We start from the raw sequence: 13,089 nt of genomic DNA, 5'->3' as shown, positions 1-13,089 counted from the left end.
AACTTTGTTTCTACTGAAGGAGGATCATATATGAGAAATTCAAACATTACCGCAGACCAGGCCGGCACATTCCGGATCGGCGGCGATATAGAAGTGAACCGTTTAGGCTACGGCGCAATGCAGCTGACCGGCGAGGGCGTATGGAAAGAGCCTTCCAATCCTGAGGAAGCTGTCCGCGTGCTCCGCCGGGCATCAGAACTCGGGGTCAATTTTATTGATACAGCAGACGCCTATGGCCCGTTTACAGCCAACCGCCTTATTAAAGAAGCGCTCCATCCGTATAACGACGATATGACGATCGCGACAAAGGTCGGCCTTACCCGAGCAGGCCCTAATGACTGGCGCCCGGTGGGACGCCCCGAATATCTGCGCCAGCAGGTTGAGCTGAACCTGATGGATTTAGGTCTTGAACGCATTGATCTTATGCAGCTGCACCGGGTGGACCCTGAAGTTCCGGTTGCAGACCAGGTCGGTGAACTGAAAAAAATGCAGGAAGAAGGCAAAATCCGTCATATCGGGCTCAGTGAAGTGAATACCGAACAGTTTAAAGAAGCACAAAAGGTAACTTCTATTGCCTCTGTTCAAAACCGCTATAACTTGGTCAATCGTGAATCAGAAGAAATGCTTGATTATTGTAACGATAACAATATTGCTTTTATTCCATGGTTCCCTCTTGCCACCGGTGAACTCGCCCAGGAAGGCGGCCCGCTGGACCAGCTGGCCGAAGACCATAACGCAAAACCAGCTCAGCTCGCACTGGCATGGCTCCTGAAGCGTTCCGACGTTATTCTTCCAATTCCAGGCACTTCTACAGTAAGCCACCTGGAAGATAATATCGCTGCAGCCGGCATTAAACTGAGCGATGAGGAATTTAATACGCTTACTAATGCTGTGAAAAGCAGCAGTTAAATAATGTTTTATATAAAAGCTTTCAGCCAGCATCCGCTTCTGCACAGGCTGAAGGCTTTTTTCCCAGAGGAGAGAAAGTTCTCCCCTGATTCCCCTGAATGAAAGGAGCAGCAGCATGCTACAAACGTCCAGTCCTTATCTGCTGACGAAAGAAGATATGGAAACGTCCGACCGGCTCCCCTCCTGGCTGCAGGAGGAATACCAGACCTTCAAGCACGTAGTAACCAACCCCGAGTTCCCCTGCTTTTTCGGCATGAAAGCACAGCGAAAAGGAGAACTGCGCTATTCTTATATCACTCATGACCATTGGGATCACCTTGGTGGTGTGCTCGAAAGCTTTCTCCATTTAATGGCGGAACCGCCTTTTACCAGGCACGGCCTGTTTCTTTTCGTCGAACCCGAAGCACGTGAGCAGTCCGTCGACTATTACCGCTCCTATTTCTGGGAGGTACTGCAGCACCTGCATGAACAGGACAGGTACAGCTGGCCGGGAGACAAGCCAAAAGATCCCGATCATTTTCTTTGGGACTACCATTTTGCCGGCGAACCCGTTTTTGTTTTCGGTAATGCCCCTGCCTATAAGCAGCGGAAAACGAGAGACCTCGGGAACAGTTTGATTCTCGGCTTTCAGCCCCGTGCTATTTTCGAAGGGCTTGAAGGCACAGAAAAAGGAGGCATCATGTCGAGAGAAAAAGTCCGGGCCCGCGTAGAGAAATGGGATAACCTCCCTACTCACCCGGATATCAGCCACTTTGGTGATCCAACACACAACGAGTGGAAGCAGTTTTTCATTGGAGACGACATTAAGCCAATAGAAGGCAAATGCCCATTTCATCATAAAGACGTATAGGTATCTCATTTACGAGGAAATTAATGGCCGCAAGCGCTTTCTGTGTAACGCAGGAAGCGTTTTTAAATGCCTACACTCTGCATCTTTAAATTTGAAGAACTGGGAGGAAGGCTTGTATAATGAAAGATGTATCATAATATAAATAATGATTTTTCGATATACGCTGCTTAGCTTCAAAAATATATTTTAAAGGAGTATTTATGGCTGAAAAAAACACAGCAAAAAAAGCGGGCTGGCAGCTTGAACACAGCTATGCCGCCCTCCCGCAAACCTTTTTTTCCAAACTCACTCCAGCTCCTGTCCAGGAACCGGAGCTTGTTATATTGAACGAACAGCTTGCTGCTTCTCTCGGGCTTGATAGTGAAGCACTGCGGGAAGACGAAAACTTACAGGTACTCGCAGGCAGCCAGACGCCGGAGAACGGACTGCCGCTTGCCCAGGCTTACGCCGGGCACCAGTTTGGCCATTTTACGATGCTCGGGGACGGACGCGCCCTCCTTCACGGGGAACAAATAACCCCTGAAGGCCGCAGAGTTGATATTCAGCTGAAAGGGTCCGGCCGGACCCCGTATTCCCGGGGCGGTGACGGGCGTGCTGCGCTTGGGCCAATGCTACGGGAATATATTATCAGCGAGGCAATGCATGCGCTTGGCATACCAACCACCCGGAGTCTTGCTGTTGTTAAAACCGGTGAACCCGTTTTCCGGGAAAGCGTGCTGACCGGGGCAGTATTGACACGTACTGCTTCCAGCCACCTGCGTGTCGGCACATTCGAATATGCTTTAAACCACGGCTCAATGAACGATCTACAGGCTCTCGCTGACTATACAATTGATCGTCACTATCCAGAAGTCCGGGAAACGGAAAATCCTTATCTGGAGCTGCTCCGCAAAGTCGTTACACGCCAGGCTTCGTTAATTTCCAAGTGGCAGCTTGCCGGCTTTATCCATGGAGTAATGAACAGCGACAATATGGCTCTCAGCGGAGAAACTATTGATTACGGCCCATGCGCTTTTATGAACAGCTATGATCCAAAGACTGTATTTAGTTCGATTGATGCGCGCGGCCGCTACGCTTACGGCAGGCAGCCGATTATGGCAGAATGGAATCTTTCCCGGTTTGCTGAAGCCCTTGTGCCGCTTATTGATGAAAACCAGGAGAAATCCGTGGAGCTTGCTCAGGCAGAAATCTCTCAGTTCCCTGAGCGATTTAATGAATACTGGCTCCAGGGGATGCGTGCCAAACTCGGACTTTTCACGGAAGAACAGGAAGACGAAGCGCTTATCACCAGCCTGCTCAGCCTTATGCAGACGCATGAAGCCGATTACACGAATACCTTCCGTGCTCTGACCTTTAACCAGTTCGATGACTCCGGGCTCTTTACGGACAGTGACTTTGCTTCCTGGCAGGAACAGTGGCTTGAGCGCCTCGAAAGGCAGGAGGAATCCAAAGACCTCTCCGGACAGCTGATGCGTGACCATAACCCTGCGGTCATTCCACGGAACCATCATGTGGAAGAGGCGATTGAAGCCGCTGAAAAAAACAGGGATTACAGCGTGATGAACCAGCTCCTGAATGTACTTTCAGAGCCTTACGCCCATACTAAAGAGCAGGAAAAATATACAGCACCTCCCGCTCCTTCACTTGTGCCCTACCGTACGTACTGCGGCACGTAAAAAACGATGATTAATTACTGGAAGCCTCCGCTCACTGCTGAACGGAGGCTTCTTATTTTTATCACTGTTGCTTTTTTAATTCTCAGCGCTGCAGCTTTTTCTGCCTCACCCGAACCACACCCGGGATAAAAAGATAACTATGGAAACGGTAATGCCGCCAAATATTGTCGAAATAAGCACGCTCTGAGCAGCATATTCGGGATAATTATCATATTCGAGCGCGAACAGGGCGCTGTTTTTGGACATAGGAAATGAGCTGGCGATAAATAAAGCCTGCGCCACTGTGCCTTCGAGCTGAAGCAGAGCAATAATTCCTAAAGCAACTCTTCTTTGTCTCCTGTGGCAGAATCTTGTCTGAGTTATGTCAAAAATAAGACAATCCTCCCTTTCCTTTTACTGCACGGATCTCTCCTATTGCACGCTTTTATGAAAGCGTTTAAGGTAGAATTAAGACATATGATGACCAAACCTTTAAAAAGAATGATTTAGTTTCCTACTTCCTCTGTAAAGGAGATTCCTCTATGCTGATGCTGGTCGCTCTAAGTGCTGTAATTTTTCCCTTTATTTTTCTTGTTCTGCTTCGCATGCCTGCTATTAAAGGAATGACACTAAGTTCTATTATAGTGATCCTGCTTGCTGTTACGGTCTGGGGAATGGGAGGGCATATCATTCTTTCTTCTATTCTTCAGGGGGCTCATAAAACATTAACGATTCTGCTCATTTTATTTGGAGCACTTGTGCTGCTGAATACCCTGCGGAAAAATGGCGCTGTAGATCGAATTAATCAGGGGTTTAAAAGCATTTCAGAGGACATGCGGGTACAGCTGATCATTGTAGCTTTTCTGTTTGGCTCCCTGCTCGAAGGAGCTGCCGGCTTCGGGACACCGGCCATGATTACAGCTCCCTTAATGCTTGCTTTAGGTTTCAAGCCGCTCGCTGCCGTAGCCACCGCACTTATAGCAGACAGCTCGGCTGTAGCTTTTGGAGCAGTTGGTACACCAGTAATTGTCGGCCTTAGTACCCTGGACCCGGCTGGTCCGGCTTTTTTTCAGGAAATTGGTGTTACGGTTACTTTAATTGATTTATTTGGCGGCACCTTTATCCCTTTTATACTGGTTGCCGTACTCACCCTCTTCTTTGGAAAAGGAAAAGGGCTGCATGATGCATGGCCAATGCTGCCATGGACTTTGATGATCGGGGCTGTGTATACGTCATCTGCGCTGTTATACGCATTTCTATTCGGCCCGGAATTTGTCGCTATTTTGGGAGCTCTCACCGGTCTTGCTGTGGCTGCATTTACTGCGAAAAAAGGCATCCTTCTTCCGAAAACAACCTGGACAGATGCTTTGCAGGATGATTTTAAGATTAACAGTGAAAAATCCGATATGAGCCTTCTGACTGCGTGGTCGCCATACCTGATTGTAGTGGTTCTGCTGCTTTTTACAAGAATTATTCCGTGGCTCCGGGAATTCACTACCAACGTGCTTGATCTTTCATGGACAAACATTCTTGGCATTGAAGGGGTGACTTCCAACTGGGAACTGCTGTATTCTCCCGGGACCATCCTCACCGTTACTGCCCTGCTTGCAGTAATCATTCAACGACGTTCGTTTAAAAACTTTACTGCCTCTGCAAAGGATGCTTTTTCCACCATCAAAATCACCGGCATTACTTTATTTGCCACCCTTGCGATGGTTCATGTTTTCAGCAATTCGGGTATCAATGCTAACGACATCACCAGTATGCCTGAGTATATCGCAGCCGGCATGGCAGCCGCCTTCGGTCCCATGTGGATCCTTGTCGCCCCCTTTCTTGGAGAGCTTGGCTCTTTTATTACCGGAAGTGCCACCGTTTCCACTCTCACATTTTCCCCGGTGCAGTACAGCATCGCTAACGCTACCAGCGTGGATCCCACAGTCGTACTCGGAGCCCAGCTCGTTGGGGCCGGAGCCGGAAATATGATCTGTATCCATAATGTAGTCGCTGCATGTGCGGTGGTTGGCATGGAAGGAAAAGAAGGAAGCGTAATACGTAAGACGCTCGGCCCGGCTATTCTTTACGGCGTTTTGGCAGGAGCAGGAGGCTTCATTATAATGAATCTATTTTAAGATAAAAAAACAGGAGCGGCCTCCTCAAAGAGTCCCTCCTGTTTTTAATATTCGTTTTAAAGCTGGCCGGCACCCATGTAACGTGGACCCCAGTAGGAGCTGTCAAGGCTCGAAGTAGTTACGCCTGTAGAAGAGCCGGAATGAACAAATTCATTGTTGCCTATATAAATACCCGCGTGAGAAGCTCCGCCTCTCGTGTTAAAGAATACAACATCTCCCGGGGAAGGATTCGAAACCTTCGAGCTCGCACTGTACATGCCGGAGACAGTCCGAGGGATGTTTTCACCGTGCTTCTCATAAACATAATTAATAAATCCACTGCAGTCAAAGCCGCTCGGGGACGTGCCGCCCCAAACATAAGGTGACCCGATGTATTGCTTAGCCGTGCTTGTAATCCCGGAGCTGCTGCTTGTGGAAACGCCCGCTACCTGTTCACCCGATCCCATTAAAGAATCCTGGGTCGCTGGACCGGCTACACCGTAATAATCTCCGGCTGGGGAAGAAATGCCGTGATCGGATTGATATTCTTTAACCGCACTTAACGTCCGTGGGCCAAAACGCGAGCCGGTGTAGCCGTGGAAATAACCTTCATCCTTTAATGTTTCCTGCAGGTCGTTTACCGAGGAATTCGTATCGCCGTAGGACAAAGAACCATGATCGTCGATAGACGCGTCTGCTGCCTGCGGAGCACCAAGTAGGACTCCTGCTGTAATTGCTGTTCCAAAAAGATATTTTTTCATTATAATGTTCACTAGTCGTAGCATCCATCACCGAAACTTGATTGAATAAGTATTGTTAAGTTTTCTTATATGTTTACTTGCCTTTTATGTCACACGACTGGAGTAACAACGGCTGGACACGACAGAGTGAAACTGCACCTCCATTAAGTAGTTTAAAAATTTTATATGTGTTAAATCAGCGACTCAACATGACCGAGTATATCCGACCCTGCTTTCTTAAACAACGGAATTAGGTCATTTGTAATCTCATTTTAATAAAAGTAATATTTTATACATTAATTAGGTAAATAAAATATAATATCTTTTTAAATACATAAATATTGACGACATGCTGGCAAAGCAATGATTAAAGTATTCTATCTCCATGAAATCCCGTTTGAATTCTTCTTTATTTTAATGCATAGACGTATCTCCAAGCTTACAAAAAAACTGCTCCAGATTTATACCGGAAGCAGCCTGCTTTTTTCATTTTAAAATGCTTAAGCTGTATTCGAAGATGCAGCGGCATCTTTGCGTTCCATGCTGTGAAGGATGACCGTTAGCAAAATACCGATGACAGAGAGCGCCGCTCCGCAGAGTGTGAGCACAAAAAACGTGGCTCCCGCATTCAGTACGATAGTTCCAAGAGTAGCTCCGAGCGCATTGGCCAGGTTAAAAGCAGCTGCTGCTATCGTTCCGGCAAGAGAAGGCGCATGCTGACCGCTGATCAGCAGCTTGGCATTCAACAGCGGCACCGTGCCAAATGCAAACATTCCAAGTAAAAAGCTTGCGACAAATAAAGTACCGATAACGCTGATCATTGGGATAAAGAAAACTAAAATAAGTGTCAAAAGCAGAAAAGCAATACGCAGCCTGCTCGTTAAATGGTGAAGCGGGATACGGCTGGAAAGGAAATTTCCGGCCACAGCCCCAGTACCGAAGGCAAATAACGCAAACGTTACCCCCACTACGTCCACTCCGCCTATTTCGCGTAAAATTGGTTCCTTAAAGACGTAGGTGGTAAAAACACCGGAATAACCGAGAATCACGATCATAAGCGTTATAAGAAATGTTTTCTCCTTGAAAACGCCCAGTTCATTTTTCACTTGCGGTATTTCAGAAGGTTTTTCGTTTGGCAGGGTCAGCACAAGTCCAATTAGCGTAACAAGCCCAAGCCCAGCAATCATCCAAAATACGACTCTCCATTCAAGCACACCGCCCAGATATGAACCAAACGGCACCCCAAGCATAATAGATATCGTTAAACCTCCCTGCACGGCAGCAATTGCCTGTCCTCTTTTCGACGGAGCCACAATATGGTGGGCCATGGCCAGGCTGAGGCCAAAAAAAGGAGCGTGGATCGCTGCTGAAATCAGGCGTGCGATCACAAGTACAGTAAAAGACGTAGCCATTGCTGCTAAAACGTTACTTAACACAAAAACCGCCATACAGGAAACCAGTACCGGCTTGACTGGAAATTTCATCGTCGTTATACGAAATATCGGTCCAAACACTGCCACACTGATAGCGTACACACTAAGCAAAAGTCCTGTTAGTGAAACGGGTACATCCAAATCATTTGATAATTGAGTGACAAGACCAGTAATTACGTATTCCGTCATCCCGATGGAAAAAGTTCCTATCATAAAAGCGATAATAATGGCCCGGTTCGTACGAAAAATACTCATCTCTGCCACCTCTTTTTAATAAACTATGAGAGACCATAGTAAAGCGTTTAACCTCGCTTGTCCAGTCCCCCTAAAAAATGCTGCCGTCGAAACGGCAGCACTTCTATTTATTATCAATTTTCTATTCCTTCCACGGAGAATGCAGAACGCATTCACAAAAGTCCGGGCTTTTATAATCCGGCATAAATCGCTCACAGACGTCTGCTTTAATATTTCCGAATGTGGTTTCGGGCTTGTGCTTGAACCCTTCATAAAAAGCGGGAAGGATTTTTTCTTTAAAATTATTCCGGGGATATGCGCTCACCACCTCTTCCCGTAACTTTTCCGGAAACTGGTGATAGCCGTCTCCCATGACGTCGAGCCCTACTCCTGAATAAAGAAGCGATACCTCCGACTCTTTATATTCGGCAACGCCAATCGTAGTATGAAGGGCAATAGCATCCCACACAAGACGGATAGATTCATCCTCCATATTATGCTGCTGGAGGAAACTGCGGGCTGCATTCGCCCCGTCCACCTCAAAACGTTTATCCGGGCTGCTGTACTGACTGGTCAATCCGAGATCATGAAATAATGCACTTACATATAACAGCTCCGAATCATACTTCAACCCGGCTTCCCTTCCCTGAATTTCTCCAAAAAGGTACGCCCGGTTCGAGTGATTCCAAAGCAGTTCAGAGCCATACTCCCGCAATAGATCTGCTGCTTCTTTTGCTATTTTACTGTCAGGTATTTTTACACCTGCTACACTGTTTGCCATTTACAATTCTCCTCCTTTTTCTATATGTTTGCCTCCTGCTATTAGAAGATTTCCCCTCAACGCCTTTATGTATGCGTGTTTTTAACAAGCAGGCTCCTGCGCTTATTATTGTCGTTTGCCTACGGCTTCCGTGTTAAGCTTAAAATAGTTTAAATACACAGCCACGCCTTTTGTATACTGCCAGGTTTCTGCCGTCAAAGGAGGGAAAATATGCGCTCACGCTTGAATGTTGTCAAAGGCTGCCTGTTTGTAGCTGCTTTAATCGGATTGTATTATCTCTTCAACGTTAGACTAAGCATCCACCCAAAAGAAATTCAGGAATTTATCACTTCGTTTGGCTGGATTTCACCGGTCATTTTTCTGGTTGCTTACACACTCGCTCCCTTTATTTATTTTCCTTCCTCCCTGCTGTCTATTACTGCAAGTATTACTTATGGCATTTGGCCTGGAATTCTCTATATATGGACGGGTGCTCTTGGCGGCGCAACCAGCGGATATTTTATTGGGCGTTTTATGGGGAGAACCATATTCAGCAAGCGCCAAATTCCATGGAATGTCCGTATGAGGTACCTGATGGAAAACCGCGGGTTCCTGGTTGTACTGGTGCTGCGGCTTATCCCGCTGATGGGGTTCAGCATGCTCAGCTATTTGTCTGGTTTTTCGAAAATCAAATACTCACATTTCATCTCAGCGACCATGATTGGTATTATCCCCGGAATGCTGATGTACGGAACGTTCGGGCAAAGCATCGTCTCCGTCAGCCGCCTTCTGCTCTGGATCGCAATCGCATTTCTTTTTATTTTAAGCGCGGCCGGTTTTTTTCTTCGAAAGAAAATCAAAAAATGGCTCGGCCTGCAGCCATAAAAAAGCTGGAGGCCTCTTCGGCACTCCAGCACTTTCGATATTCATTTCTTGTTACCCGGCAAGTCCAATAGGAGAGAACAGCAGGTACGTCGCTACCACCGTAATAATAATGACTGCACTCACCCATTTTCTGTGCTTCCACGGAGTCATATCCACTTTGTTGATATTTTCCTGGAATTCAAACGGTTTATCGATCGGTTTCAATCGGCTTACCAGCCATAAAACGAGGATGTCGACAAAGAACAACACGCTGAAGGCATACAGATAATGATAATCCATAAACAGCCAGAAAATACCATAGAGTACCACGTGAGTGATAAATGTCACTTTTGCGGCAAAGGCAGTACCATATTTGAAATAAAATCCGAGGATGATAATGACAAGCAACGGCATACTGTATAATCCATTAAACGACTGGACAACGTTGTACAGTCCCGACGGCGCAAACGAAATCAGCGGGGCGATTAAAATAGCTATCAAAGCTACTATCACTGTTATCAACTTACCAGCACGTGCCACCTGTCTGTCGCTTGCATCCTTTTTAATTAATGGCTTGTAAAAATCCAGGGTAAATAACGTGGCTGTGGCATTCAGAGCGCCCACAAAGGAACTTAAAATAGCTCCAAAAATAATGGCTGCAAAAATCCCTTCCACCGACGGAGGAAGCACTTCTGTAACTAAGCGCGGATACGCGTTGTCTGCAGTTCTAAGCTCTCCGCCAAATAAATTGAACGCAATAATACCTGGAAATACGAGGAACAGCGCACCAAATATTTTAAAGAAACCTACATATAAAGCACCCTTCTGGCTTTCCTTCAAGTTTCTTCCTGCCAGTGCCTTCTGCACGATCATCTGATTTGTGCACCAGAAAAACAGGTTATTAAAAAACATTCCTAAAAAGAGCGTCGGCCACGGCACGTAAGCCGAATCAATAGCGCCGATCGAGTTTAATTTTTCAGGAGTATTGGCCTGAATCGTTTCCATCCCGCGGAAAAAGTTACCGTCGCCTAAAGCCATCAGTCCAAGCACAGGAATCGTTAACCCGCCGACCAAAAGAGCAATGCCATAAACGGTATCGCTGAAAGCGCTTAACCTTAAGCCGCCCATCAAAAGATATAAAAGACCGATAAGCCCGGTCAATCCAGCGATAAAGGCAACGGCAGTTAAAGGCTCTACGCCGAGTAATTGATCTACGGCAAAAATTTGATTAAATACGAGTGAGCCGGAGTACAACACGACGGGTAAGAAAGAAGTCATATAAGTAAAAATAAAAAGAAAAGAAGCAATTCGTTTCGTCGTTTTGTCGTAACGGCTCTCGATGAAATCGGTAACAGTATCTACGCCGTATTTTAAGTATTTCGGAAGAAACACAAGTGCCAGCAATACAATCGCTATGGCTGAAGTTACTTCCCATGCCATTACTTCCATCCCGGAAGCATAGCTTTGGCCGTTCTGTCCGACAATCTGCTCAGTCGATAAGTTCGTCATAATAATCGTACCTGCAATCGTAATACCGGTTAAACTTCTGCCGGCCAGAAAGTATCCTTCGGCACTGTCTGTTTTAACCGACCGGCTGCGGGTATAAGCAAAAAGCCAGATTGCCCCGACGATCATGATAAATGTGATAAGAGATAAAATAACAAGCCCCCCTTTAGTTGTATGTCTATGACATATTTCAAAAATTGAAACAAAACAATTGTTATTATTTTGTTTCAACTTCTCCCCCTTCGGCGGGGTTGTTTTTATTCTAACCGAAATTATCAATAAGGTAAACGCTTTCCTAAAAATATTTTTAATTTTTGGTCAACTGTACATAAGTTACGAAACCTGTTTCGTAACAACTTAAGACTGCCCTGCAGCATATGCCGCAGGGCAGTCGAATCAGGCTGCTTATACTATTGATTTTTGTTCGCTTTTGCAAGCTCCTGTTCGCGGAGTTCAATACGGCGGATTTTCGCAGAGCTTGTTTTTGGCAATGATTCTACAAACTCAATCCGGCGTGGATACTTATATGGGGCGGTCATTTCTTTAACATGGTTTTGCAGTTCTTTCGTTAGAGCCTCTTCATTTTCCACCTGGCCGTTAGGTACAATAAATGCCTTCACGACGTTGCCGCGGATATCGTCGGGACTTGCAACTGCGGCGCATTCCTTGACGGAAGGATGTTTTGTAAGTGCATCCTCTACTTCAAAGGGCCCGATGGTATAGCCTGAACTGATAATGATATCATCACTGCGTCCCTGGAACCAGTAGTAATTATCTTCGTCCTTCATCGCCCTGTCACCGGTTAAAAAGTAATCGCCCTGGTAGGAAGCACTCGTACGTTCCGGCTCTTTGTAATAGCCCTGAAACAGCGATGGAAGATTACGATGCACAGCGATATTGCCAATTTCATTGGCCTTCGCCGGATTACCGTCTTCATTCACTATTTCAATAAATTGTTCGATCATTGGTTTGCCCATCGAACCTATTTTTTCAGGCACGCCCTTCAACGTTCCGATAAGGAGCGTGCTTTCTGTCTGCCCGTAACCATCACGCACAGGAAGATTAAACTTCTCCCGGAACACTTGGATAACTTCCTCATTCAGGGGCTCTCCCGCTGATACCGCGCTGTGCATCGCTGAAAGATCATACTTTTCGAGACCTTCAATTTTAGCCATCAACCGGTACTCTGTCGGCGTGCAGCAAAGCACATTTACTTTTTCGTCCTGAAGGAGCTGCAGGTAAGTCTCCGGATCAAAGCGGCCGTTGTAGGCAAATCCGGTGGCGCCCTGGCCGAGTACAGATAAAAACGGGCTCCAGACCCACTTCTGCCAGCCTGGCCCGGCGGTAGCCCAGACCACATCGTTTTCGTGAATATCGAGCCACTCATCTGCCGCTACCCGCAGGTGGGCGTAAGCCCAGCCGTGACTGTGCACGACAGCTTTTGGTTTACCCGTCGTCCCCGAAGTGTATGGAAGAAAAGCAGTGTCATCACGGTGAGTCTGAACAATGTTAAAGCTTCGGGACTCCTCTGCTGCCATTGTTTCAATCTCTTTCCAGCCTTCTTTACTTCCCCCAATCATCAGCTTATGCTCAAGTGTTTCCGGCACAGGCTCCATCTGGTCGATTTCCTCTGCGTACGGAGCATAAGAGATAATCGCGCGGGAACCGGAATGTTCCGCCCGGTACTTAATGTCGTCTGCCCGGAGCATCTCTGAAGAAGGAATAATCACAAGGCCTGCTTTCAGGCAAGCGTAATATGTAACATAGGCTTCTACAAGACGGGGTACCATGACAAGTACTTTGTCACCTTTGGATAGTCCAAGGCCGGTAAGGACGTTGGCATACTGATTGGCCTGCTGGATCAGTTCATGATATGTAACCTCCCGGCGGCTGCCTTTATCATCCTGCCATTTCAACGCCAGACGCTCTGAATCATAGCGCTCCATTTCTTCGATTAAATTATAGGTTTCATTTGGTGTCAGCTGACTTGCATTAATCATAATTACATATCTCCCTTACCACTATTTTAT

At 46.6% G+C, this 13,089-nt stretch carries 10 protein-coding genes; 5 read left to right on the top strand and 5 right to left on the bottom strand.

From position 1 onward, the window contains the following. Positions 1-30 precede the first annotated feature (30 nt). The 4 genes from B5066_RS10940 (at position 31) to B5066_RS10925 (ending at position 5,543) form a co-directional block, all read left to right on the top strand. Positions 31-909 (top strand): aldo/keto reductase, encoded by an 879-nt coding sequence (locus B5066_RS10940; protein WP_079475951.1) that lies wholly within the window; start codon positions 31-33, stop codon positions 907-909. Positions 910-1,024: 115 nt separating this feature from the next. Continuing rightward, positions 1,025-1,759 carry a YqcI/YcgG family protein gene (locus B5066_RS10935; protein ID WP_079475950.1) on the top strand — a complete coding sequence of 245 codons (735 nt, stop codon included), beginning with the start codon at positions 1,025-1,027 and terminating at the stop codon, positions 1,757-1,759. Positions 1,760-1,959: 200 nt separating this feature from the next. After that, entirely contained in the window at positions 1,960-3,435 is a 1,476-nt protein-coding gene (locus tag B5066_RS10930) for a protein adenylyltransferase SelO (RefSeq protein ID WP_079475949.1), read from the top strand. Between the two features lie 521 nt (positions 3,436-3,956). Next, a complete protein-coding gene (locus B5066_RS10925; protein WP_079475948.1) occupies positions 3,957-5,543 on the top strand; it encodes an L-lactate permease in 1,587 nt (528 codons plus the stop codon). A gap of 56 nt (positions 5,544-5,599) precedes the next feature. Here B5066_RS10925 and B5066_RS10920 read toward each other — a convergent pair whose 3' ends face one another. The 3 genes from B5066_RS10920 to B5066_RS10910 all read right to left on the bottom strand — a co-directional run bounded on the left by B5066_RS10920 (position 5,600) and on the right by B5066_RS10910 (position 8,710). Continuing rightward, a complete protein-coding gene (locus B5066_RS10920) occupies positions 5,600-6,295 on the bottom strand; it encodes a C40 family peptidase (protein ID WP_179124090.1) in 696 nt (231 codons plus the stop codon). Between the two features lie 467 nt (positions 6,296-6,762). Further along, positions 6,763-7,950 (bottom strand): MFS transporter, encoded by a 1,188-nt coding sequence (locus B5066_RS10915; RefSeq protein ID WP_079475946.1) that lies wholly within the window; start codon positions 7,948-7,950, stop codon positions 6,763-6,765. Between the two features lie 121 nt (positions 7,951-8,071). Then, the gene (locus B5066_RS10910; protein ID WP_079475945.1) at positions 8,072-8,710 is read right to left on the bottom strand and encodes an HD domain-containing protein; all 639 of its coding nucleotides are present in this window, start codon (positions 8,708-8,710) and stop codon (positions 8,072-8,074) included. Between the two features lie 210 nt (positions 8,711-8,920). On the opposite strand from B5066_RS10910, the gene B5066_RS10905 reads away from it, so the two are divergent. Then, positions 8,921-9,574: a TVP38/TMEM64 family protein gene (locus tag B5066_RS10905; protein ID WP_079475944.1), complete on the top strand. Its 654-nt coding sequence runs from the start codon at positions 8,921-8,923 to the stop codon at positions 9,572-9,574. A gap of 51 nt (positions 9,575-9,625) precedes the next feature. Here the strand turns inward: B5066_RS10905 and B5066_RS10900 are convergent, their stop codons facing one another. Together B5066_RS10900 and mbcS are read right to left on the bottom strand one after the other, a co-directional pair. After that, positions 9,626-11,212: a solute:sodium symporter family transporter gene (locus B5066_RS10900; protein WP_371862272.1), complete on the bottom strand. Its 1,587-nt coding sequence runs from the start codon at positions 11,210-11,212 to the stop codon at positions 9,626-9,628. 257 nt (positions 11,213-11,469) lie between these two features. Then, a complete protein-coding gene (gene mbcS, locus B5066_RS10895; protein WP_079475942.1) occupies positions 11,470-13,059 on the bottom strand; it encodes an acyl-CoA synthetase MbcS in 1,590 nt (529 codons plus the stop codon). Positions 13,060-13,089 lie beyond the last annotated feature (30 nt).

Source organism: Marinococcus halophilus (genome assembly GCF_900166605.1).
Lineage (GTDB): Bacteria > Bacillota > Bacilli > Bacillales > Marinococcaceae > Marinococcus > Marinococcus halophilus.
Note: the sequence above shows the minus strand (reverse complement) of the source record. Positions and strands in the feature narration are given on the sequence as shown.